Raw genomic sequence first — 23,477 nt, forward strand, 5'->3', positions numbered from 1 at the left:
AGTGTAGGACTTGAAAAGATTGACTTGAAGCCGCCAGCAATTGCGCGCACCAAGGGAGTCATATGAGGTTGGCCGCACACTAACGAATCGTGCAGGCTGTCCAACAGGGGTTGCAAACAAGAAGCTACGGCAGTCGCCGGGCAAAGCGATGTCTCGCGCGATTGCGGGACCGAAGAGGGGTGCTCTGATATGAAGTTCCAAGTTTCCCGGTTGGGCGCGCTCGCCCTGACCGCATCGACCGGCACGCTCGCCGTCGTCGCGATGACCGCAGTCACTGCCACACCGGTCGCGGCGGCCGAGTGTCTGCTCGACACGAACAACGATGGCGTTGCTGGCGCTGGCGACACCGACGGCGGTGCCACTTCCACTGACGACTCGTCGCTAGCTTGCGGTGTCCGCGCCTCCGCGGATGATTTTAGCACTGCGATCGGCGGCGACGGCGGGTTCGGGTTACCTGGCGGCGCTACCGCGACCAACGCCTCCGTAGCAATAGGCACAGACAGTGAGGCTACCGGACAGCAGACGACTGCAATCGGTACCATCGCGACCGCAACCGGCGATTTTGCGGTTAGCATCGGCACATTCACGACTGCGAACGGTGATTTCGCTACCTCGGTAGGTCCTTTCGCCGACGCCAACGGTATTGGCGGTGTAGCAATTGGCTCCACAGCGCAATCGAACGGCGATTTCACCGTCGCAGTCGGTGCGACTGCTCAAGCGACCGCAACGTCCGGTACGGCGATCGGTAACAGTTCGCGTGCGACGGGTGTCAATTCCACTGCCACTGGTAACAACGCAATTGCCACAGCGCAGGACGCGAGCGCCTACGGACAGCAATCCCAGGCGACGGGTATCGGTGCAACTTCCGTGGGGCGGATTGCGGTTGCTTCGGCTGAAGGTTCTGTAGCAGTCGGCAATGCCGCTTCGGCAAGCGGTGTCTATGGCACCGCTACCGGCTTCATCTCTTCGGCTATCGGCCGCGGCTCGTCGGCATACGGCGCGAACGCCGTCGCCACCGGAGAACAGTCGGTCGCCATCGGCAACGCTGCGGACGGTCTGGGCGATCAGTCGGTTGCCGTCGGTACGCTCGCCAATGCGCAGGACACCTACTCGACCGCCGTCGGCTACGTGTCGGGTGCGCTGGGCCGTGGTTCCTCGGCCTTCGGTGCCAATGCGATCGCCACCGGTGCGCAGTCGGTTGCCGTCGGTAACGCTGCGGATGGCCTCGGCGACCAGTCGGTTGCCGTGGGTACCCTCGCCAACGCACAGGACACCTTCTCGACCGCTGTCGGCTACGTGTCGGGTGCGCTGGGCCGTGGTTCCTCGGCCTTCGGTGCCAACGCAATTGCCACCGGTGCGCAGTCCGTTGCTGTCGGTAACGCTGCAGACGGTCTGGGCGACCAGTCGGTTGCCGTGGGTACGCTCGCCAATGCGCAGGACACCTACTCGACCGCCGTCGGCTATGTGTCGGGTGCGCTGGGCCGTGGTTCCTCGGCCTTCGGTGCCAACGCAATTGCCACCGGTGCGCAGTCGGTTGCCGTCGGTAACGCGGCGGACGGCCTCGGCGACCAGTCGGTTGCCGTGGGTACGCTCGCCAATGCGCAGGACACCTACTCGACCGCTGTCGGCTACGTGTCGGGTGCGCTGGGCCGTGGTTCCTCGGCCTTCGGTGCCAACGCAATTGCCACCGGTGCGCAGTCGGTTGCCGTCGGTAACGCTGCGGATGGCCTCGGCGACCAGTCGGTTGCCGTGGGTACCCTCGCCAACGCACAGGACACCTTCTCGACCGCCGTCGGCTACGTGTCGGGTGCGCTGGGCCGTGGTTCCTCGGCCTTCGGTGCCAACGCAATTGCCACCGGTGCGCAGTCGGTTGCCGTCGGTAACGCTGCTGACGGCCTCGGCGACCAGTCGGTTGCCGTGGGTACCCTCGCCAACGCACAGGACACCTTCTCGACCGCCGTCGGCTACGTGTCGGGTGCGCTGGGCCGTGGTTCCTCGGCCTTCGGCGCCAATGCGATCGCTACGGGCGCGCAGTCGGTTGCCGTGGGCAACGCGGCGGACGGCCTCGGCGACCAGTCGGTGGCCGTGGGTACGCTGGCGAACGCTGCCGCGCTGACCTCGACCGCCGTTGGTTTCAACGCCCAGGCGACCCTCGAGGATGCTGTCGCGATCGGTTCCGACTCGGCGGCCGGGTTCCACTCGACCGCGGTCGGCGCGGAAGTGACCGCGCTCGGCACCGGTGCGACCGCGCTGGGCTGGCAGACTACGGCGAGCGGCAACCAGTCGCTGGCTCTGGGCCGTCAGGCGACCGCTTCGGCGCTGCAGTCGACCGCGGTCGGCCAGTCGGCGACGGCGGCCTTCTCGGGCTCGACGGCCGTCGGCTATGCCGCGACCACGACCCGGGCCAACCAGGTCAAGCTCGGCGGGACCGGCAGCTCGGTGACGGTCGGCGATATCGCCGCCAGCACCGCTGCGCAGACGGGCACGACCTACTTCGCCACTGTGGACGGTTCGGGCACGCTCGGCCAGGGCGTCTCGGTCGCGAGCCTCGCGACGCTGAGCTCGCTGGCGACCACCAATGCGAACGTCGCGGCCAACACCGCGGCGATCAACACCGCCAACGGCCGCATCGCCGCCAACACCGCCAGCATCACCAGCCTGCAGTCGCTCACCGCGGCCCAGCAGAACCAGATCACTTCGCTCTTCGGCGGCCTCGACAAGGCCTACGAAGGTGTCGCGATGGGTCTGGCCATGGAATCGCCAGCTCTGCCCGCCGGGACCAACTTCGGTCTGTCGGGCGGCATCGGCTACTTCCAGAAGAACGCTGCGGGCACGATGGCCTTCTCGGCCCGCGTGGCCGAGAACGCCTCGCTGTCGGCAGGCCTCGGCATCGGCTTCGACTCGGGCGAAGTCGGCGCACGCGGCGGCTTCCAGATCGCCTGGTAAGCCGCTAGACGAGGTTCATGACCTTGAAATGCCGCAACAACGAGATGCCGGGGCTTCGCGCCCCGGCATTTCTTTTCGCCCGGGCCGCGTTTCTTTCCGCGACCGCCGCACTCTCGCTGGCCGTTGCCGCGCCCGCACAGGCCCAGCAGGCGCCCGGTTCGGTCCAGGCACCGGTGGCATCGTTCCCCGTGCCCGATCAGCTCGAGATGTCGAAGCTGATCTGGTCGACGATGCTGCTGGTCGATCATGCCAACAAGTCGGGCAATTATTCGGTCCTGCGCGACATGTCGTCGCAGGGTTTCCAGATCAACAACGACGCTGCGCGCCTCGCCCAGATCTTCGCAAGCCTGCGGCAGAGCCGTGTCGACCTGTCCAACACGCTCGTCCTCGCGCCGCTCTACACCGAACAGCCCAAGCAGCTTCGTGCCGACGTGTTCGAAGTGAAGGGCGTGTTCCAGCTTCGGCCCACTGCAATCCAGTTCGACCTGTTCTTCCAGTGGGAGCAGGGAAGGTGGAAACCGTTTGGCATGGACATCCAGCCGTTCACCATGGCCCAGGGGACACCGTCACCCCAGCCGCCGCAGCAGGCTGCGCCGCCACCCCGCAAGCGCTGAGCGTTCGCCGCTAAGCCTCCGTCAGGCGTGCCCCGCCGGGGCCGGCGGCGGCCCGAGTGCTTCGCCCAACCGCCGGATCGCGGCGACCTCGTCCATCAACGGCTGCCAGTCGTCGCCTTGCGCTATGGCCGCCCACAGTTCTTCGACCCGCTCGAGCACGAGCGAGGGCGGGGCGGGTTCACTCCACAGCGGATGATCCGCGCGCGCCGGTTCGTATCCATCCAGCGCCTGCGCCAGCGCGCCGCGCGCGCTGCGTCCGAACCGGTGGCGATGGAAGAACGCATCGGGCGACACGCCGCTTTCCCGCATCGCCTCCTCGCAAGCCGCAACCAGCGCGGCATCGCGCTCGTCGCCGAGCGGCGCGACCCCCAGCCGCCACAGCCACCGCCGCCGCACGTGCGCCATGTAGAGCGGACCGAACCGCTCGAGAGCATCGAGCAATGGCTGCGCCTCGCTCAAGGTCCGCAGCGCGATCGCGAGCTGGCCGCAGTTCCAGTACAATGCCTCGGGCTGGCGGCCGAAGGCGTAGAGGCCGGCATGGTCGAAATACGCCGCGGTGAATCCCGCATCCCAATGCGGCAGCCAGCGCCACGGACCGTAGTCGAAGCTTTCGCCGCTGACGTTCATGTTGTCGGTGTTGAGCACCCCGTGGACGAACCCCGCGACCATCCAGCTCGCCGCCAAGTCGGCCATGCGCTCGACGACCTGGTTCATCAGCACCGTCGCCGGCTCGCCTCCGCCGTCCGGAACGGGGCCGGGGAATTGTGTGAGACAGTACTCGACGAGCGCGGCCATGTGATCGCGCTCTTCGAGGACGGCGAGGCGCTGGAAGCTGCCGATGCGTATATGGCCATGGCTCATGCGAACGAGCACGGCCGACCGCGTCGGGCTCGGCTCGTCGCCGCGCCTGAGTTCCTCGCCGGTTTCGACGATCGAGAACGTGCGGCTGGTATCGACGCCCAAGGCCTGCAGCATCTCGGTCGCGAGCAGTTCGCGCACCGCGCCCTTCAGCGTCAGGCGGCCGTCGGCGGTGCGGCTCCACGGCGTGGTGCCGGACCCTTTCGTCCCCAGCTCCAGCAGGCGCCCGCCGCCGCCCTTCATCTGCGCGAACGTGAAGCCGCGTCCGTCGCCGAGCTCGGGGTTGTACACGCGAAACTGGTGCCCGTGATACCGCAGCGCCAGCGGGCCGGGGAGGGTGGCCGGAAGCGGATCGAACCGCGCGAAGTGGCGGATCCACTCGGCATCCGACAGGGCCGACAGGCCCACGCCCGCGGCCGCGCGGTCGTTGCGCCAGCGCAGGATCGTCTGCGGGAAGTCGGCCGGCTCGACCGGATCGCCCAGCCAGTCGGCCAGCGCGGCGAGGGGTTTTTCGGGCCGGTACTCTGCCGGTTGCGCATCGCCTGTCATCGGGCGATAGTGGCCACGCGCCGGCGGCGGCGCAAGCACCGCGACCGCCAGCAAGAGGGACCCGCGCCGACGATGGACATCGCCACCACCGCCCAGCGCAGCAGCCCTGCGCCCGACAAGCCGTGGACCGATCGCACCTGGCCCTCCGCCGACGGGCTGAGCCTGCATTTCCGCGACTACCCCTCCGCCCCGAACCACGACGTGGCTGCCCGCCCGCCGATCGTCGCGCTTCACGGCCTCACCCGCAACGCTCGCGACGCCGCGCCATTGGCCGAGCGCCTGGCGGGGGAATGGCGGGTGATCGTCCCGGAAATGCGCGGACGCGGGCAGTCGGACTACGCGAACGACACCGCCACCTACAATCCGGCGCAATATGTCGCCGATCTGGTCGCTCTGCTGGATCAGGAGGGGATCGAACGGTTCGTTTCGATCGGCACTTCGCTCGGCGGACTGATGACGATGCTGCTCGCGACGTCGGCGCCCGAGCGGATCGCCGCCGCCGTGCTCGTCGATATCGGACCGGAGCTGGAGACGGCCGGGCTCGACGCGATCCGCGAATACGTCGGCCACGGCGGCAGCTTCCCGACCTGGATGCACGCCGCCCGCGCGCTGGCTGAGCAGCACCAGGCTTCGCACCCCGATTTCGGGATCGAGGACTGGCTGGCGATGGCCAAGCGCACGATGGCCCTGGGGGCCAACGGGCGCATTGCCTACGACTACGACATGGGCATCGCCGAGCCGTTTGCCGCCGCCCCCGCCGGCCCGCCCGCCGACTTGTGGCCAGCCTTCGAGGCGCTGGCCGGGCGGCCGCTGATGCTGCTGCGCGGAGCGGCTTCGGCCCTCCTGTCGCCAGCCACTGCGCGCGAGATGAAGCGGCGGGTGCCTGCGCTCGAGGTCGTCGAGGTCCCGCGAACCGGCCATGCGCCGACCCTGAGCGAACCGGAATCGCGCGCCGCGATCGACCGTCTGCTGAGCCGGGTCGCATGAGCGCCGCATCGCGCGCCGAGACGCGCTTCCTGCACCTTCATTCCACCTTCGGCAGCGGTGGCAAGGAACGCCGCGCGGTCCGCCTGATGAACGCCTTCGGACCCAAGATCGCGCACTCTATCGTTTCGGGCGTTCCGGGCGAGCGGGGTGCCGCGCGTGAGCTGTCGCGCGCCGTTGCGGTCGACTGGCCGGACGATTTTCCCCCGCTCACCGGCGCACCCAAGCCCGGCCGGTTGAAGCGGATCGCAGAGGCGATGCGCGGCTACGATCTGGTGCTCACCTACAACTGGGGTGCGATGGACGCGGTGATGGCGCACACGCTGTTCGGCGAGGCGTTCGGCCTGCCTCCGCTGGTGCATCACGAGGACGGGTTCAACGCCGACGAGCAGGTTCGGCTCAAGCCGTCGCGCAACTGGTACCGCCGGATCGCGCTCGGCCGGGCGAGCCGGCTGGTCGTGCCCTCCGAAACGCTGGAAGGCATCGCGCTCACCACGTGGTCGCAGCCGATCGGCCGCGTCGTGCGGATCCCCAACGGCATCGACACCCCCGCCTTCGCCAGGCCGCCCAAGGCGGACGCCATCCCCGGTCTCGTCAAGCACCCGGGCGAGTTCTGGGTGGGGACGCTCGCGCGGTTGAGCCCGGTGAAGGACCTGCCCGCACTCGTGCGCGCGTGCGCGGGCCTCCATCCGTCGTGGCACCTCGTGATCGTCGGCGAAGGGCCGGAACGCGACGCGATCCGCGCCGAAGCGGTGCGGGCGGGCATCGAGGACCGCGTCCACCTGCCCGGCTTCGCGCCGGACCCTGCGCACTATGCCGGGCTGTTCGACATCTTCGCGCTGGCTTCCAGATCCGAGCAGTTCCCGATCTCGCTGGTAGAGGCGATGGCCGCGGGGCTGCCCGCCGCAGCGACCGGCGTGGGCGACATCGCCGCCATCGTGGCGGAGGAGAACGCCCCCTTCGTCGTGCCGGCGGGCGACGAGGTCGCTTTGGGCGAGGCACTCGCCCGGCTCGCTTACGACCCGGCCCTGCGCTCTGCCGTCGGACATGCCAACCGGACGAAAGCGCGCGCCGAATTCGACGAGAAGACGATGATCGCTGCCTACCGGCGTCTCTATTCCGCGGTGATGGGCGGGGCGCACCCGATCTGAGGGCCGTGCGCGCTTCACGGCGCGTTCACGGCGCGGCGGACATCTGCCGGTTTCCAAGTTGAATTGGCGGGCCCATCGGCTAAAGACGCGCCCGAGCCGACGTCCATAACGAACGGAAACGACCGAGACCCGTGGCCCTACCCCCAAGCACCGTTGCCAACCCCGACGACAAGCGCGCCCGCGCCAACGCCGCGCAGGAAGACGTCCTGCTACGCGAGGTGGACGATGCCGTCAGGCAGGACCAGTACGCCGAAGCCGCGCAGAAGTACGGCAAGCCGCTGACGGCTGCGGTTCTCCTCGGTCTCGCCGCGTTCGGTGGATACCTCTACTGGGAGAACCACCAGAAGGGTGTGCGCGAGGCCGATAGCGAGGCGTTGGTGAGTGCAATGGACCAGGTCGAGCGGGGCAATCTCGCGAGCGGCGACACGGCGCTGGCACCGGTGATCTCCGATGGCAACCCGGGCGCGAAGGCGGCGGCCGAGTTGCTGAAGGCGGGCATCGCGCTCGAACAGAATAAGCCGGCCGAAGCCGCGACGATCTTCGAGCGCGTGGCCGCCGACGATGCCGCCCCGCAGGCGTATCGCGACCTCGCGACGATCAGGGCGGTGACCGCCCGCTACGACACGATGAAGCCGGCCGACGTGATCGCCCGGCTGAAGCCGCTGGCGACGCCGGGCAACCCGTGGTTCGGCCCCGCCGGCGAGATCGTCGGCATGGCCTATCTCGACCAGGGCAACCAGGCGGAGGCGGGCGCCCTGTTCGCCGCGATCGCCAAGGATGCGAATACATCCGACACGCTGAAGTCGCGCATGCGCCAGATGGCCGGCCTCCTCGGCGTCGACGCGATCGACGACGTGGACACCGTGATCCGCCAGACCGGCACCGCGACCCCACCTTCGACCGAGAGCCAATGATGACCACCACCGATTTTCGCAAGACGGCCCGCACGCTGGCGCGCGGGACCGCGATCGCCGCACTCGCGCTCGGACTTTCCGCCTGCCAGGGCGGGCTGTTCGGCAAGGGCAAGACCGACGTGACGCCCACGGTCGGCAACCGCGTGCCGATCCTGTCCAAGATCGAAGGCGCGAAGGTCGACCCCGCGCTCGCCGGAATCACCGTGGTATTGCCGCCGCAGCAGGTGAATGCGGAATGGGCGCAGGGCGGCGGCAACGCCGGCAAGAGCTACGGCCACCTCGCGCTGCCCGACAACCTGTCGCAGGCCTGGACCGCGAAGATCGCCGGCTCGAGCCAGCGCCGGCGTCTCGCCGCCTCGCCTGTCGTGGGCGACGGCAAGCTTTTCGTGGAGGACAGCGACGGCGTGATCCACGCCTTCGACGCGCAGAGCGGCGGCCGGCTGTGGAGCCAGGCGGCCGAAGTCGGCGGCGATCTGCGCCCGGCGAACTTCGGCGGCGGCGTCAGCTACGACAGCGGCCGCGTCTATGCGACCAACGGCGTGGGCGAAGTGCTCGCGCTCGACGCCGCGAACGGCAGCCAGATCTGGAAGGTGAAGCCGGCCGGTCCGCTGCGCGGTGCGCCGACGGTCGCCTTCGGATCGGTCTACGTGATGACGCAGGACAACCAGGTCATCGCGCTCAACGCCGCGGACGGCAAGCAGCAGTGGGCCGAAGGCGGCTCGACCGCGCAGACCGGCATCTTCGGCGTCGCTTCGCCCGCCGCTGCGCAGGGCACCGTGATCGCCGGCTTCTCGACCGGCGAACTCATCGCCTACCGCTACGAGAACGGCCGTTCGCTGTGGGCCGACGCGCTGGCGCGGACCTCGATCTCGACGCAGGTGGGTGCGCTGTCGGACATCGACGCCGATCCCATCATCGACGCGGGACGCGTCTATGCGCTGGGGCAGGGCGGGCGCATGGCCGCATACGAGCTCGTCACCGGACAGCGCATCTGGGAATTGAACCTCGCCGGCATCTCGACCCCCGCCATCGCGGGCGAATGGATCTTCACCCTGACCGACCAGGCCCAGTTGCTCGCGATCGCGCGCGGCAACGGCAAGGTGCGGTGGCTGATCGACCTCGGCCAGTACCGCAACATGGAAAAGAAGAAGGACGCGATCTACTGGACCGGTCCGGTGCTTGCGGGCAACCAGCTGTGGCTCGCCAATTCGGAAGGGCAGATCTACCGTTCCAGCGTGACCGACGGCACCAAGAGCCTGTTCCAGACGGTGAAGGCGCCGATCAGCCTCGCGCCCATCGTCGCCAACAACACGCTCTACGTGCTCGACGACGACGGGACGATCCACGCCTATCGCTGAGGCGGGTGCGGGCGACTTTACCCGCCCGTTAACCGGTTTACGCTAGCCCGGCGCGGGTGAGCGAACCGCGCCCCGATGCAGTCAATGCCGCCCGCCCGCCGAGCGACGTCTCGCCGTGGGTGGGGCTGGCGGGCCTGGCGGGGCTTTTCGCCTGGATTCTCGCCTGCCGCCACTGGCCCGCGATCGCCGATGCGCTGGCGCTGCCGGGGCCCCGCGTGCGGCTCGACGGGCCCTTCGCCGCGCTGGCCGCGATGGTGTTCTCCACCCTGCCGATGGTCGCCGTGACCTTGCTCTTGGACAAGGCGCACCTGCGCCCGTCCACCGGCATCGACTGGCTTCGGCGACGGCCCGCGGCCGAGACCGCGCCCGTCTCCATGGTCAAGATCGCCGGGCTGTGGACCACGTGGGTCGGAATCGCCGGGCTCTATGCGCTCGGCCGGTGGTACTGGGACGGGCAGTACCTGTTCGCGATGAAGGTGCTGGGCGCGTTCGCCATCCCGCTGTTCGTGCTCGCGGTGCCTTACGTCCTCTGGCTCGACCGTCGGCTGGTCGAGCCACGCGACGGGGCGTGGCACTTCGGCCAGATGGTCCTGCTGCGCGACGGCTACGACTGGGAAGCGGTGAAGAAGCACTGGCGCGGCTGGATCATCAAGGGGTTCTTCGGCGCATTCATGATCTCGATCCTGCCGCCGGGCTTTGCCGCGGTGGTGAACGCCGATTACGCCGCGATGCTGCACGATCCGGCGGCGCTGGGCATGGCGCTCATCACGCTGCTGTTCCTCGTCGACGTGCAGATCGGCACGGTCGGCTACATCGTCACCTTCCGCCCGCTCGACACGCACATCCGCAGCGGCAACCCATTGCTGGCGGGATGGGTCGCGGCGCTCCTCTGCTATCCGCCGTTCGTCTACGGCTTCATGGGCAGCGGGATACTCGGCTACGAGACCGGCACCCCGGGGCAGGGCGATGCCAACTGGGCATTCTGGATGGCGGGCCATCCCGCATTGATGTGGGTGTGGGCCGCCGCGCTGGTGGCGCTGACCGCGATCTACGCGTGGGCGACGTTCGCCTTCGGCTTGCGGTTTTCCAACCTCACCTATCGTGGGGTGCTGACGAACGGGCCGTACCGGTTCACCCGGCATCCCGCCTATCTCAGCAAAAACGCCTTCTGGTGGCTGTCGACGCTGCCGTTCCTCGTCACCAGCGGGCTTGCGACCGACGTGGTGCGCAACACCGTCTGCCTCGCGGCGGTCAACGCGATCTATTTCTGGCGCGCGCGGACCGAGGAGGAGCACCTCTGGGCCGAGGACCCGAAGTACCGCGCCTATCATGCCTGGATGAGCGAGCACGGCCTGATCACCGCGCCTCTGGTGCGGTTGAAGCGCAAGCTGGGCCTGCGCGTGCGCGGTTTCGACAGCGTGGCGCCCGAACCCGCCGAGTAAGCGGCTAGATCGGCTGGCCGTCGTCGGCCTCGTGCATCCGCAGGTCCCGTTCGATCACGCCGACCGCGCCCATCGCCTTGCGCCATTCGGCCATGTGGGGCGCCTTGCCGTGGGCCATCAGCGCATCGCGGTCGCGCCATGCCTCCGAGATGACGAGAAGTTGCGGGTCCAGCACGTCCTGCGCGAACTGGTAGCGGATGCAACCGTCTTCCTTGCGGGTTTCGACCAGCATCGTGTGCATGGCTTCGCGCGCGCTCTCGAACGCCTCTTCGGGCACGCGGACGGTTCCGACGACGAGGATCATGGCTCTCTCCCTTGGCTTAGAAACTGTACTTGTAGACGCGCGAGACGTCGCCGCCCCACTCGCCGTGATACTTGTCGAGCAGGCGCTGCGCCGGCACCTTGCCGCTGGCGACGATCTCGTCGAGCGTTTCGAGAAAGCCCGTCTCGTTGTCGCCGCTGGAATTCAGCTGCCCGCGCGCGACAAGCCCGGCGCGGGCGATCTTCAGCACCTCGGGCGCAATGTCGCGCAGGGTCCGGCCCCCCGGCACCGGCGCGTCGAGCGCCAGCTTCGGCACCGCGTTCCGCAGCGTCTCGCGCTCGTCCATCGACCAGTCCTTGACGAGGTCCCACGCCGCATCGAGCGCGCTCTGATCGTAGAGCAGCCCGACCCACAGTGCGGGAAGGGCGCAAATGCGGCTCCACGGCCCGCCGTCGGCCCCGCGCATCTCGAGGAAGGACTTGAGGCGCACTTCGGGGAAGGCGGTGGACAGGTGATCCCACCAGTCGCTCATCGTGGGTTTCTCGCCCGGCAGCACGGCCAGCTCGCCCTTCAGGAAATCGCGGAAGCTGTGGCCCGCGGCATCGATGTATTTTCCGTCGCGGAAGACGAAGTACATCGGCACGTCGAGCATGTAGTCGGCGTAGCGTTCGTAGCCGAAGCCGTCCTCGAACACGAAGGGGATCATGCCGGTGCGGTGCGGGTCGGTGTCGGACCAGATGTGGCTGCGGTAGCTCAGGTACCCGTTCGGCCTGCCTTCCGTGAATGGCGAATTTGCGAAGAGCGCCGTGGCGAGCGGCTGCAACGCCAGCGAAACGCGGAACTTCTGCACCATGTCCGCTTCCGACGAGTAGTCGAGGTTGGTCTGGATGGTGCAGGTCCGCAGCATCATGTCGAGGCCCAGGCTGCCGACGCGCGGCATGTGGCGCAGCATGATCTCGTACCGGCCCTTGGGCATGATCGGCAGCTCGCCGCGCGTCTTGTCGGGCCACATGCCGAGGCCGAGAAAGCCCACGCCGCAGGTATCGCCGATGGCCTTCACCTGCGTGAGATGCCGGCCCGTTTCGGCGCAGGTCTGATGGAGATTGACCACCGGCGCGCCCGACAGTTCGAGCTGGCCCGCCGGTTCGAGACTGACGGTCCCGTCCTCGCCGCGCATGGCGATGACCTGTCCGTTCTCCTCCACCGGCTCCCACCCGAAACCGGTCAGCGCCATCAGCAGGTCGCGGATGCCGCCGGCTTCCTCGTACGACGGCGCGTGATGGTCGGGCAGCTTGTAGACGAGCTTCTCGTGCTCGGTGCCGATGCGCCACATCTGTTTCGGCTTCTCGCCCGCCGCCATGGGGGCGATCAGCGCCTCGCGCGACTCGATGATGGGATCGTCGGCTGCCGAGGCTTCGCGGGTGCTCATGCCGGTGGCACTAGGAAACCGAAATCGCGGGCGCCAGCGAATTAATCTTGGCCTTCCCCCGCCGCGTTCGCGCTCCAGTCGCCGCAGGTCGCCATCCATATCGACAGCGCCGCGATGCCCGCGGTTTCGCCGCGCAGGATACGGGGGCCGAGCGAGATCGCGCGCGCCTGCGGGAGGGCGCGGATCGCCTCGCGCTCGGCATCGTCGAAGCCGCCCTCCGGTCCGGTAAGTATCGCGGCCGGTCCCGGACAGTCCGCAAATGCGCGCGCCGCCGGTTCGCCGCCGGTCTCGTCGGCGAAGAACAGCGTGCGCTCCGCCGGCCAGTCGCGCAGCATCGCGGACAGCGGTACGGGCGCGTCAAGCGCGGGCAGGGCGGTCCGCGCACATTGCTCCGCCGCCTCGACGGTGAGGCCGCGCGCGCGGTCGAGGTTGAGCTTGTCCGCCACGCAGCGACGCGTCAGCACCGGGCGAATGGCTGCGACGCCGATCTCGGTCGCCTTCTCCAGCACCAGATCGAAGCGGTCCTTCTTGAGGAGCGCGGGGACCAGCCACAGGTCCGGCACGGCCTCGCGCGGGCGGAGCCGTTCGGCCGGCTCCAGCACGACGTCCCGCTTGCCGGTCTCGAGGACCCGCGCAGCCCATTCGCCGGTCGCATCGTCGCACAGGATGACCGTATCGCCCGGCGCGACCCGCATGACGCGCGCCAGGTAGTGCGCCTGGTTGCCTTCGATGGTGACCGTCTGCCCGGCAGCGAGCGGGGGCGGCACGAACAGGCGCGGGGCACTTTTCGGCGGCCAGGCCGGCGTCTTCGGCTGGTGGGAGGCGGGCATGGGCGCTGTCCTACATCCGCGGCCTGTGGCAAGGAAGTCCCATGGCGCGCTGCTCGATCCTGTTATCGATCCCCCGGTTCCGCCCGCGATCGGCCGGTCCGGGACTTTCCCCTCTGGACAGTGTGACAGGTGTGACACGCCCTCAGGCAATGGCCGCATCGTGACCGCCGAGACGATCGTACCCGACAGCGAACACCGCGGGCTGGTCGCGCGGTTGCCGCAGGTGCCGCGCGACCTCGCCATGCTGGCCCGGTTCGACCGGCCGATCGGCTGGTGGCTTCTGTTCTGGCCCTGCGTGTGGGGCGTGTGGCTGGCGGGGGCGGGGTGGCAGTTGCCGCTCCTCGCCTGGCTGCTTGCCGGCAGCATCGCGATGCGCGGGGCGGGTTGCGTCTACAACGACATCGTCGATGCCGACCTCGACCGGCAGGTCGCGCGCACCGCCAGCCGCCCGGTCGCGAGCGGGCGGGTGTCGCGCAAGCTGGCCTGGGGATGGCTGCTGGTGCTGTGCGCGGTCGGCCTCGTCGTGCTGCTACAACTGCGCTGGCAGGCGCAGCTCGTGGCGCTGGCGAGCCTCGCACTGGTCGCCGCCTATCCATTCATGAAACGGATCACCTGGTGGCCGCAGGCGTGGCTGGGGCTGGTGTTCACCTGGGGTGCGCTCGTCGGCTGGACGGCGCTGCGGCTCGACCATCTCGACGTCATGCTGGCGCTCTACGCCGGGGCGTTCTTCTGGTGCATGGGATACGACACGATCTACGCGTTGCAGGACCGCGAGGACGATGCGCTCGTCGGCATCCGGTCGAGCGCGCTGCGGCTGGGCCGCCATGTGAAGGGCGGGGTCGCCGCGTTCTACGCCGCCGCGGTGGCGCTCTGGCTGCTGGCGTTCTGGCTGCTGCGCGGCGACCCGCTGGCACTGCTCGCGCTCGCCCCGGCGGCGGCGCATCTTGCCTGGCAGGTGACGACGCTCGATCCGGCGGATCCGGCCAATCCGCTCGATCGCTTCCGCTCCAACCGTTTCGCGGGTGCACTGGTGGCGGCGGCGTGCTTCGTCGTCGGAAACGCCTGAGGGGAACGCCGGATGTGCAATCTCTACCGCATGACGAAGAACGCCGACGAGGTGGCGAAGTGGTTCGCCGCGCTCAACGAAGCGGCGGGGGCGAACTTCGGGGCGGAAGTCTATCCCGGCTATCCCGGCCTTGTCGTTGCGGAAGGGCGGGTCCGGCAGATGAACTGGGGCTTTCCCGTGGTGCTCAAGGGGAAGAAGGGCCAGTCGCTGAAGCCGAAACCGGTCACCAACGCGCGCGACGACAAGCTGACCACCGCGTTCTGGCGCGACAGCTTTGCCAAGCGCCGCTGCCTCATCCCGGTCACCAAGTGGGCCGAACCCGAAGGCAAGGCCGGCGCGATGACGCGCACGTGGTACAGGCTTGGCGGGCACGAGATGTTCGCGGTCGCGGGGCTCTGGCGGCCCACCGCCGAATGGGGCGACGCCTACACGATGGTCATGGCCGATGCCTGCGCCGCGATGTTCGACGTGCACGACCGGATGCCGGTGATCCTGACGGCGGACCAGTACGAACAGTGGCAGCACGGCAGCGAGGACGAGGCGATGGCGCTGGTCCGCACCTGCGACCTCGAACTTGCGGTCGAGCGGACCGATGCGCTGTGGGTGTCGGGGGAACGGCCGGCGCAGACTTCGCTGCTCTGATCCCGCGCGATCAGTGTTCCGGGCCGAGTTCCAGGTCGAGATCGCGGGGCCGCGCGAAGTGGACGAGCTTGCCGCATTCCCCGTCGATGTCCGCCCAGTCGTCGATCGCGAGTTCGAGCACGGCGAACGTCGCGGTGGGGAACTTGACCGAAGCCTCGTCGAACAGGTCGTTCTCGTTCGCCGGCGGCACGAGTTCGAGGAGCAGGTCCTGCAGCCCGGGATTGTGGCCCGACAGCAGCACGGCATCTGCATCGCCCGCCTTCTCGCGTACGACGTCGAGCAGGGTCGCCGCGTCGGCGAGGTAGGCGCGCTGGTCGTAGCGCGGCGCGAGGCCGAGCCCGGCGGCCTCCAGCGTCGCCTTCACGCGTTCGGCGGGACTGGCGAGCAGCGCGTCCCACCGCACCCCGTGGTCGCGAATATGCGCACCGATCAGCGCCGCGCCCCGCCGTCCGCGATCGTTAAGACCGCGGTCGAAGTCGCGCTGGCCGATGTCGTCCCAGTCGGACTTGGCGTGGCGCAGCAGGCCGAGCAGCTTGGTCAGGGGAGCGTATCCTCTCGGGCCGCCGCCGGAAGGGCGAGCGTATCGCTGCCGTCTCGCGAACCGGCGAGGCGTTGTAAAGCCTCGTCGAGCGTGCAGCGGATGACCGGCGTGCCTGCCGGGAACGCGGTCAGCAGGCGGCTCGGGAAGGCTGGCGAAAGCACGACGAAATGTCCGCGATCGTCCTTGCTGCGGATCAGCCGGCCAAACGCCTGCGCCAGCCGTGCGCGGATAAGCCGGTCGTCGTAGGCGCTGCCGCCGTTCGCCGCACGGCGTGCGCGGTGCAGGATCGTCGGGCGCGGCCAGGGCACCTGCTCCATCACGACGCACCGAAGCGAATGGCCCGGCACATCCACCCCGTCGCGCAAGGCATCGGTGCCCAGCAGGCTGGCAGCCGGGTCGTCGCGGAAGATGTCCACCAGCGTGCCGGTGTCGATCGGGTCGACGTGCTGCGAGTAGAGCGGCAGGCCGGAACGCGCGAGCCGGTCCGCGATGCGGCCGTGCACGGCGCGCAGACGGCGAATGGCGGTAAACAGTCCGAGCACGCCCCCGCCGCTGGCCTCGACGATCCGGCCGTATGCGCCCGCGAGCGCCGGGATGTCGCCGCGCTGGACGTCGGTGACGATCAGCACCTCGGCATTGGCGGCATAATCGAACGGGCTTTCCGCCTCGCTCATCCGCGGGACGAGGTCGAGGTGGCCCGCGCCGCTGCGCGCGATCGCGGCCTCCCAGTCGGGCCCGTCCTTCAGCGTCGCGCTCGTCAGCATGACCCCGTGCGCGGGCTCGAGCACGACGTGGGCGAACGGCTTCATCGGATCGAGCCAGTGGCGGTGGAGCCCGATGTCGAACTCGCGCGCTTCGTTGCGTTCGACCGCAAGCCAGTCGACGAATTCCGGATCGCCCGGTCCGCCCAGCCGGTCGAGCAGCGCTTCCCAGGCCGCCAGCAGATCGCACCGCCATTGCAGCGAATGGCGCGCCCCTTCGATCCGCGCCCGTCCCTGCGCGTCGAGCCAGTCGGGCGGATCGGCGAGAATCGCTTCCAGCCGCCCGCCGAGCCGCAGCAAGGGCGACCGGATCGCCGCCAGCGCGCCCGCCGCCTGCGCGGCCAGTTCGACCACCGGCCCGTCGAGGCCGGCGGCTTCCGTCTCGATGCCGTAGCCCGCCTCCTGCCCGCCGCTCTCGTCGCGGGCATAGGTCGCCGCGCGCACCGCACCGAGCAGCGCCTCGAGAGGGCCGAACGGCGTTCCCTCGCCCAGCCGCTGTAGCCACCCGTCGCTCGGCAGGTCCTGCGCCGCGGCTAGCGCCGCCTCGATCGCCTTGCCGCCCGCCTCGTCGTAGCTGGCGACGTCGGCCAGCCGCGCGGCGAGCCCGCGGCGGCGGCCGCGGCTGTTTTTCTCCGGACCGACGATCCAGCGGCGGAGCTCGATCGCCTCCTGTCCCGTCAGCGCCGCGGCGAACGTACTGTCGGCCGCCTCGAACACATGGTGCCCTTCGTCGAACACGATGCGGGTCGGACGCTGCGCATGGTCGCGTCCGCGCGCGGCGTTGACCATCACCAGTGCGTGGTTCGCGATCACGAGATCGGCCTGCGCCGATGCGCGCGCGGCATGTTCGATGAAACACTTCCGGTAATGCGGGCAGCCGGCATAGACGCACTCGCCGCGCTGGTCGGTCAGGGCCGCAATCCCGCGCTTCCTGAACAGCGTGCCCAGCCAGCCGGGTAGGTCGCCGCCGATCATGTCGCCATCCTGGCTGAACGCCGCCCACCGGGCCACGAGCTGCGCGAGGATCGCCGCGCGCCCGCCGAAGCCGCCCTGCAGCGCGTCCTCGAGGTTGAGCAGGCAGAGGTAGTTCTCGCGCCCCTTTCGCACCACCACCGGCCGGCTGCCGTCGGTCCTCGCGGCGGGCCAGGCGCGCCCGCTCTCTCGCCGCAACTGGCGCTGGAGGTTCTTGGTGAAGGTGCTGACCCACACCGTGCCGCCGGACTTCTCCGCCCAGAGCGAGGCTGGCGCGAGGTAGCCGAGCGTCTTGCCGATGCCGGTTCCCGCCTGCGCCAGGAGGACGTGCGGGACGCCGCGTTTCGGTCGGGGCGCAAACACGCTGCCCGCGTCGCGGGAATAGAGGCGTTGCCCCTCGCGCCGTTCCGCCCCTTCGCCGGTGAGGCGGGCGAGCCGGGCTTCGACCTCGGGTTCCTCGATCAGCACTTGCGCGGGCTGGGGCCGTTCGGGCGTCTCCTCCCATTCCGGCAGGCGCGCGAAGAGCCAGCGCTCGGCCCGCTCGGGCTTGCGGACATAGGGGAGGAGGACCTGCGCCCACGGCCAGCGCAGGCGCAGCAGCGACTGGAGGGTCGACCACGCTCCTTCGCGCTCGGGCCAGTCGCCGCTCTCGCAGGTCGCGATGAGCCGGCCGGCGGCGGACTGCAGGAATGCGGGCACGGCGTCGTCGGCGGCCGGTTCCTCCATCCCCAGCGCGTGGGCGAGCCCCTTCGCGGTCGGCACGGCGAAGCGCGCGGGGTGCACGAAGGCGAACAGTTCGAGCAGGTCGAGCCCCGACAGGTCGGGATAGCCGAGCCGGTTGGCGACGAGCGGCGCGTTCAGCAGCAGCAGCGGGGTATCGGCCGCGGCGGTGACGGCTTCGCCCTTCGAACACCCGCGGGTCGCGAATCCGTCGCGCAGCCACGTTCCGGCGTGGCTGGCGTGAAGGGCGGGCAGGGCGACGGGTTCGCTCATCTCGGGCTCCCTAGAACACAACGGGAACCGTGCCAATGTATGCTTGCGGTTTCACCGGCGCTACGCCAATCGCGGGCCGTTATGACCGATACCGCTCTCACGGACGCCGCCCGCACTTCCAAGGCCTGGCCATTCGAGGAAGCGCGCAAGATCCTCAAGCGCTATCCCGACGGCGTCCGGCCCGACGGGCAGCCGGTGCTGTTCGAAACCGGCTACGGGCCGAGCGGGCTGCCGCATATCGGCACCTTCCAGGAGGTTTTGCGCACTACGCTCGTGCGCCGCGCGTTCGAGGCGCTGACGGGCGGCGCGCCGACCCGGCTGGTGGCGTTCAGCGACGACATGGACGGGCTGCGCAAGGTGCCCGACAACGTGCCGAACAAGGAGATGCTCGGCCGCCATCTCGGGATGCCGCTCAGCCGCATTCCCGACCCCTTCGGTTCGAACGGCAGCTTCGCCAGCCACAACAACGAGCGCCTGCGCGAATTCCTCGACCGGTTCGGTTTCGACTACGAATTCGTATCGTCGGCCGACCGCTACAACTCCGGCGCTTTCGACGAGGGTTTGCGCAAGGTCCTGCGCAATTATCAGGCGATCCTCGACATCATGCTGCCGACGCTGCGTGCCGAACGCGCCGCGACCTATTCGCCCGTGCTGCCGATCAGTCCCAAGAGCGGCACCGTGCTGCAGGTGCCGGTGGAGGTCGTCGATGCGCAAGGCGGCACGATCCGCTTCACCGACGAGGACGGCAGCACGGTCGAGCAATCGGCATTGGGCGGCCGGTCGAAGCTTCAGTGGAAGGTCGACTGGGCAATGCGCTGGGTCGAACTCGGCGTCGACTACGAAATGTACGGCAAGGACCTGACCGACAGCGGCGTGCAGTCTGGCAAGATCGCGCAGGTCCTCGGCGGCCGCAAGCCGGAAGGGCTGATCTACGAACTGTTCCTCGACGCGAACGGCGAAAAGATTTCCAAGTCCAAGGGCAATGGCCTGACCATCGAGGAATGGCTGACCTACGGCAGCGACGACAGCCTGGCGTTCTACATCTTTCCCAACCCCAAGAGCGCCAAGAGCCTGCACGCCGGCGTCATCCCGCGCGCGGTCGACGATTACTGGCAGTTCCGCGGCAACCTTGCGGACCAGGAACTCGACAAGCAACTCGGGAATCCGGTGTGGCACCTGCTCCGCACGACGGGGGACGGGACCGGCGCGGGGGACACGCTGCCGGTCACGTATGCGCTGCTGCTCAACCTCATCGGCGTGCTGGGTCCGCAGGCGAGCCGCGAGCAGGTTTGGTCCTATCTCGGCAACTACGTGGACGATGCCGACCCGGCGGCGCACCCGGAACTCGACGCGCTGGTGACCACCGCGCTCGCCTACAACCGCGACTTCGTGGCGCCGACCCTGTCGCGGCGCGCGCCCGACGAACACGAGGCGGAGGCCTTGCGCGAACTCGACCGCCAGCTCGCCGCGGCGGATCCCGGCATCTCCGCCGAAAATCTGCAGACGATGGTCTATGAGATCGGCAAGCGCGAGGAATTCGGCTTTGCGAGCCTGCGCGACTGGTTCCGCGCGCTGTACGAGACCCTGCTCGGCAGTGCGCAGGGACCGCGCATGGGCAGCTTCATCGCGCTCTACGGCGTTCCCGAAACCCGCGCCCTGATCGCGGAGGCGCTGTCCCGCCAAGACTAAGGGCGGTCAGGTCCATTTGCGCGTTCGGTACCACTTCGTCAGGACGTACTTTACACCTGCCTCCACCGGCGTTCCGGCGTGGAGCGTGTTCTCGTTCGGGCTGCCGTCGGGCAGGGCGTTGTTCCAGATCAGGAGGACGCCCGGCTTGGGCTCGATCTTCGCGCCTACCTCGACGAAATGTGTCTCGCCGCCGGCCTCCACGGTGTTGAGGAACGCCATGGCGGTCCAGCTGCGCTGGCCGCCACGCTTGCGCTCGCCCTTCCAGTAGTCTTGGTCGGTGTAGAACCAGTCGTTGTGCGCCTGAAACTGCTGTCCGGGATAGTACCGCTGCGCCTGGATCGTCTCGCCGCAGATGGGATTGATGCCGAGCAGGTCGTCGATGCGGCGGCTGACCGATTTGACGAGCGGATCGTGCGCGTCGAGATCGCCCGAATAGCTCGTGCGGAACCCGGTCGAATAATCCTGGTCGTAGAGCGAGCTCGGCCGGGCCACGGTATCGGTCATGCGGATGAACCGCGCGCATTCCTCCGCGCTCAGGAAGTCGCCCACGGCGAAGATTTCCGCCTTGTCGGTCGGCACCTTGTAGACGCGCGGATGGCCGGTCAGCCGGTTGCGGACGGTCTCTCCGAGACGGCGGAGCGCGTCCTTGTCGGGAATCGTTTCGGTGGTCGCCATGCGTGGTGCGATAGCAAGCCGCTTGCGAGGCGAAAACCCGCCGTTAAGACCGAAGGTCAAGGGCGCCTGGGAGATACAAATGGAAAGAGCCGACCGGGGACCGCGTTATTCGAGCGTGGCGATGGTGTTCCACTGGACGATCGCGGCACTGGTCATCTGGAACTGGCGTCTCGCCGAAGCGGCGGAAGAAGGGGGGCTGAGCCGCGCGGCATCGCAGGAGACGATGGGGCTGCACATGGCGATCGGAATGACGATCCTCATCCTGTCGGTGGGCCGCCTGCTATGGCGCGTGACGCACAAGTACCCGGCGATGCCGTCCGACATCTCGAACTGGGAACGCGTGCTCGGCAAGACCGTGCACATCATCTTCTACGTCCTCATCATCGGCCTGCCGCTCGGCGCATGGATCGCCAGTTCGATGGACGGGGAGGGGATCGACTTCTTCGGGCTCTTCACGATTCCGGCCCTGCCGGTGGGCCAGAACGAGAAGCTGGGCCACACGATCTTTGAAGTGCACGCGACGGGCGGCATGATCCTGATCTATTTTGCCGGCCTCCACATCCTCGCCGCGCTCAAGCACACGTTCTGGGACAAGAACGGGGAGCTGTTCCGGATGCTGCCCTTCGGTACGCCCAAGGCCTGATCCGGGTTACCGTTCGAGCAACAAAGAACCCCCGCCGGCGCGAGCCAGGCGGGGGTTCAGTTCATCCGAAACGGGCCACTCAATCCCGCGCCGGAAAACGCGTCACCAGAAGAAGTCGTGGATCACGTCAGCGACCTGGCCCGTGTAGACGTTCACCAGCAGGGCATCGTCGTAGTAGCGGATCCAGCGATAGGGTCCGTACGCCGGCGGCAAGCGATACTGCCACGGATCGTTGATCCAGTAGTTGTTGCCGTAGAACAGGCTGCCCAGCGTGAAACCGATGCCGACGCGGCTGTACCGGTAATTGCGATACGGCGAGTAATAGGTGCCGAGCCGGAACACGTTGCGGTTGGCGTTGCGATACCCATACCAGTTGTACCGATTGTCTCGCCGCCAGTCGTTCGACCAGCGCTGGTAATTGCGTCCGTCATAGCGGTAGTCGTTGCCTGAGCGACCGTCGCGATAGTTGTCGGTCCGCACGCCGTCGCGGTAGCCGCTGCGGTAGGCGTTCTGCTGCTGATAGCGATCCTGGCGTTGGTCGACCCGGCGCCCGTCGCGATAACCGCTCTGGTAGGTCGAATTGCGCGCCCGGTCGGCGTAGCTGCCGTTGCGCTGCCATTGCTGTGAACGCTGCGCGGCGTCGGCCTGTGCGCGGGCCTGCGCCGCAGCCTGCGCCTGGGCCTGCGCCGCGCGTGCCTGACCCCAGTTGTTGTTCGTGTTGTCGCGGCGGTTCCAATCGCGGCCCGAGCGCTGCTCGGCGACTCCGTTGCGGTTGTCGCCGCGGTTCCAGCCGCCGCCCGACCGGTTCTGCGTGCGATCCTGCGCAGCGCGGACGGTGGGCTGTTGCGAAGCGGCTTGCGCGCGCTGGCCCCGGGCCTGTTGCCGCGATTCGCGTACCTGGGGCCGGGCTTCGGTGCGGTCCTGGTCGCTCGTTCCGCGATCGGCCGACCATCGGCCGGGTCGTTCGTCGGCGTGGGCGGTGCCGGGGAGCGCGGTAAGCGCCATCGCACCGACGAGGGCGGGAGCCCCGACGCGGCGCAGCAAGGTTTTGAAGGTCATCGAATCGCTCCGTTCAATGAACCGCCCCACCACCTGCGGATCGTGATTAACGAAGCCCCGTCTAGTTCAGGTTGGCTGTCCGCTTTCTGAACGATTTGCCCGCCCTACCGAACGATTGGCCTCTCGTATCATTTTTATCGGGAACTCACGGGGCGCTGAGGTGTCATCCCTTTTGTGTCAGGCTCCCAAGGTGGGTTGGCGCCGGTCGCGTCAAGGAAGAAGGGAAGAATATCATGAAGAAGGTCATCATCGCGCTCGCTCTCTCGAGCGGCTTCATTCTCTCGGGCTGCAATGCCGTTCGCGGTGCTGCTGCCGACGTGGAATCGGTCGGCGACTGCGTCGACGGCAAGCAGGGCAACTGCTGATCGCTTGATCGCAGCGCCGGGTACGTCCCGGCAGAAACCGGCGGGTCGGAAGCAGTGCTTCCGGCCCGTCGTTTCGTTTGAGCCTTATCTGGCTCAAGCAGCCGCGACCGGAACGCGCAAGTCGCCGATCTCTTGGTGTGCGGCCCTCATCGCGGCTTCGCGCGCTTCGTCGCTGATCTTCAGGCCCTCGGCGATGACGAAGCGGGGCGTGATCCCGATGAAGCCGAAAGCCGAAGTCAGATAGCGTTCGGCATGCTCGGTACTGCGCTGGGCGCTGTCCTCGCCATAGAGGCCGCCGCGCGCGATCGCGACGATCACGGTCTTGTCGCCGGCCAGGCCCTCGACCGCGCCCGTCTCGGTATAACGGAAGGTCTGCCCGGCCACGAGGACCCGGTCGATCCAAGCCTTGAGCTGCGTCGGGATCGTGAAATTGTACATGGGCGCGCCGATGACGATGGTGTCGGCGGCCTGGAATTCGGCGAGCGCTTCGGCCGATTGCGGGCTGGCGTATCCCTCCAGCGTCAGGTGGTCCAGCGGATCGGCCGCAAGGTCGCGATACACGACGTCGGCGGATGCCTCGCCGCCGGTCAGTGTCTCGACGATGGCGGCGGACAGCTTGCGGGAGGCGGACTGATCGCCGGTGATGCTCGAATCGAGGTGGAGGATGGTCATTCTGGCTGGCTCCGTTGAGTGGTCACTAATCTTGACCAGCACCAGATAAGTGACCACATCGG

General features: G+C 68.4%; 21 protein-coding genes. 12 read left to right on the forward strand and 9 right to left on the reverse strand.

Features of this window, described 5'->3' with window-relative positions:
* The first annotated feature begins 189 nt into the window (after positions 1 to 189).
* Both D4766_RS13875 and D4766_RS11185 read left to right on the forward strand, forming a co-directional pair.
* Positions 190 to 2,946, forward strand: a complete 2,757-nt coding sequence (locus tag D4766_RS13875) for a YadA-like family protein (RefSeq protein ID WP_162935757.1) — start codon at positions 190 to 192, stop codon at positions 2,944 to 2,946.
* Between the two features lie 17 nt (positions 2,947 to 2,963).
* Positions 2,964 to 3,560: a hypothetical protein gene (locus D4766_RS11185; protein ID WP_194955765.1), complete on the forward strand. Its 597-nt coding sequence runs from the start codon at positions 2,964 to 2,966 to the stop codon at positions 3,558 to 3,560.
* Positions 3,561 to 3,581: 21 nt separating this feature from the next.
* Here the strand turns inward: D4766_RS11185 and D4766_RS11190 are convergent, their stop codons facing one another.
* Entirely contained in the window at positions 3,582 to 4,967 is a 1,386-nt protein-coding gene (locus tag D4766_RS11190; RefSeq protein WP_120718199.1) for a protein adenylyltransferase SelO family protein, read from the reverse strand.
* 72 nt (positions 4,968 to 5,039) lie between these two features.
* On the opposite strand from D4766_RS11190, the gene D4766_RS11195 reads away from it, so the two are divergent.
* From D4766_RS11195 to D4766_RS11215, 5 genes are all read left to right on the forward strand, one after another.
* Positions 5,040 to 5,954, forward strand: a complete 915-nt coding sequence (locus D4766_RS11195; RefSeq protein WP_120718200.1) for an alpha/beta fold hydrolase — start codon at positions 5,040 to 5,042, stop codon at positions 5,952 to 5,954.
* A complete protein-coding gene (locus tag D4766_RS11200) occupies positions 5,951 to 7,102 on the forward strand; it encodes a glycosyltransferase (protein WP_120717522.1) in 1,152 nt (383 codons plus the stop codon). Before D4766_RS11195 ends, D4766_RS11200 begins: the two co-directional genes overlap by 4 nt.
* A 131-nt stretch (positions 7,103 to 7,233) precedes the next feature.
* Positions 7,234 to 8,016 carry a tetratricopeptide repeat protein gene (locus D4766_RS11205; RefSeq protein WP_120717523.1) on the forward strand — a complete coding sequence of 261 codons (783 nt, stop codon included), beginning with the start codon at positions 7,234 to 7,236 and terminating at the stop codon, positions 8,014 to 8,016.
* On the forward strand, positions 8,016 to 9,374 hold the full coding sequence (locus tag D4766_RS11210) for a BamB-related PQQ repeat family beta-propellar protein (RefSeq protein WP_234024945.1): 1,359 nt from the start codon (positions 8,016 to 8,018) through the stop codon (positions 9,372 to 9,374). Before D4766_RS11205 ends, D4766_RS11210 begins: the two co-directional genes overlap by 1 nt.
* Positions 9,375 to 9,430: 56 nt before the next feature.
* Positions 9,431 to 10,816 (forward strand): methyltransferase family protein, encoded by a 1,386-nt coding sequence (locus D4766_RS11215; RefSeq protein ID WP_234024791.1) that lies wholly within the window; start codon positions 9,431 to 9,433, stop codon positions 10,814 to 10,816.
* A 4-nt stretch (positions 10,817 to 10,820) separates the two neighbouring features.
* Here the strand turns inward: D4766_RS11215 and D4766_RS11220 are convergent, their stop codons facing one another.
* Genes D4766_RS11220 through D4766_RS11230 form a run of 3 tightly spaced genes read right to left on the reverse strand, consistent with a single transcriptional unit; the run spans position 10,821 to position 13,337 of the window.
* Complete coding sequence (locus tag D4766_RS11220) at positions 10,821 to 11,120, reverse strand: putative quinol monooxygenase (RefSeq protein ID WP_120717525.1); 300 nt, start codon at positions 11,118 to 11,120, stop codon at positions 10,821 to 10,823.
* A 16-nt stretch (positions 11,121 to 11,136) separates the two neighbouring features.
* Positions 11,137 to 12,507 (reverse strand): glutamate--cysteine ligase, encoded by a 1,371-nt coding sequence (locus tag D4766_RS11225; RefSeq protein WP_120717526.1) that lies wholly within the window; start codon positions 12,505 to 12,507, stop codon positions 11,137 to 11,139.
* Positions 12,508 to 12,548: 41 nt separating this feature from the next.
* On the reverse strand, positions 12,549 to 13,337 hold the full coding sequence (locus D4766_RS11230) for a 16S rRNA (uracil(1498)-N(3))-methyltransferase (RefSeq protein ID WP_120717527.1): 789 nt from the start codon (positions 13,335 to 13,337) through the stop codon (positions 12,549 to 12,551).
* Between the two features lie 160 nt (positions 13,338 to 13,497).
* Between D4766_RS11230 and ubiA the strand changes: the two genes are divergently transcribed.
* Both ubiA and D4766_RS11240 read left to right on the forward strand, forming a co-directional pair.
* A complete protein-coding gene (gene ubiA, locus D4766_RS11235; protein WP_234024792.1) occupies positions 13,498 to 14,403 on the forward strand; it encodes a 4-hydroxybenzoate octaprenyltransferase in 906 nt (301 codons plus the stop codon).
* A gap of 12 nt (positions 14,404 to 14,415) precedes the next feature.
* Positions 14,416 to 15,045, forward strand: coding sequence for an SOS response-associated peptidase (locus tag D4766_RS11240; RefSeq protein ID WP_120717529.1), 630 nt, complete (start codon positions 14,416 to 14,418; stop codon positions 15,043 to 15,045).
* Positions 15,046 to 15,055: 10 nt separating this feature from the next.
* On the opposite strand, the gene D4766_RS11245 is transcribed toward D4766_RS11240, so the two are convergent.
* On the reverse strand, positions 15,056 to 15,448 hold the full coding sequence (locus tag D4766_RS11245) for a SixA phosphatase family protein (protein ID WP_325049081.1): 393 nt from the start codon (positions 15,446 to 15,448) through the stop codon (positions 15,056 to 15,058).
* Between the two features lie 134 nt (positions 15,449 to 15,582).
* The gene (locus D4766_RS11250; protein WP_120717530.1) at positions 15,583 to 18,312 is read right to left on the reverse strand and encodes an ATP-dependent DNA helicase; all 2,730 of its coding nucleotides are present in this window, start codon (positions 18,310 to 18,312) and stop codon (positions 15,583 to 15,585) included.
* Positions 18,313 to 18,393: 81 nt separating this feature from the next.
* Between D4766_RS11250 and D4766_RS11255 the strand changes: the two genes are divergently transcribed.
* Complete coding sequence (locus tag D4766_RS11255; RefSeq protein WP_120717531.1) at positions 18,394 to 20,001, forward strand: lysine--tRNA ligase; 1,608 nt, start codon at positions 18,394 to 18,396, stop codon at positions 19,999 to 20,001.
* A 6-nt stretch (positions 20,002 to 20,007) separates the two neighbouring features.
* On the opposite strand, the gene D4766_RS11260 is transcribed toward D4766_RS11255, so the two are convergent.
* Positions 20,008 to 20,676 carry a prolyl hydroxylase family protein gene (locus D4766_RS11260; RefSeq protein ID WP_120717532.1) on the reverse strand — a complete coding sequence of 223 codons (669 nt, stop codon included), beginning with the start codon at positions 20,674 to 20,676 and terminating at the stop codon, positions 20,008 to 20,010.
* A gap of 79 nt (positions 20,677 to 20,755) precedes the next feature.
* On the opposite strand from D4766_RS11260, the gene D4766_RS11265 reads away from it, so the two are divergent.
* Complete coding sequence (locus D4766_RS11265; RefSeq protein ID WP_120717533.1) at positions 20,756 to 21,319, forward strand: cytochrome b; 564 nt, start codon at positions 20,756 to 20,758, stop codon at positions 21,317 to 21,319.
* Positions 21,320 to 21,421: 102 nt separating this feature from the next.
* On the opposite strand, the gene D4766_RS11270 is transcribed toward D4766_RS11265, so the two are convergent.
* Entirely contained in the window at positions 21,422 to 22,378 is a 957-nt protein-coding gene (locus tag D4766_RS11270; protein ID WP_120717534.1) for an RcnB family protein, read from the reverse strand.
* A gap of 233 nt (positions 22,379 to 22,611) precedes the next feature.
* Between D4766_RS11270 and D4766_RS13950 the strand changes: the two genes are divergently transcribed.
* A complete protein-coding gene (locus D4766_RS13950) occupies positions 22,612 to 22,743 on the forward strand; it encodes an entericidin EcnA/B family protein (RefSeq protein ID WP_234024793.1) in 132 nt (43 codons plus the stop codon).
* Positions 22,744 to 22,836: 93 nt separating this feature from the next.
* Here D4766_RS13950 and D4766_RS11275 read toward each other — a convergent pair whose 3' ends face one another.
* Positions 22,837 to 23,415 carry an FMN-dependent NADH-azoreductase gene (locus tag D4766_RS11275; protein WP_120717535.1) on the reverse strand — a complete coding sequence of 193 codons (579 nt, stop codon included), beginning with the start codon at positions 23,413 to 23,415 and terminating at the stop codon, positions 22,837 to 22,839.
* Positions 23,416 to 23,477: the final 62 nt, after the last annotated feature.

Source organism: Tsuneonella amylolytica, from assembly GCF_003626915.1.
In the GTDB taxonomy this organism is placed as follows: domain Bacteria; phylum Pseudomonadota; class Alphaproteobacteria; order Sphingomonadales; family Sphingomonadaceae; genus Tsuneonella; species Tsuneonella amylolytica.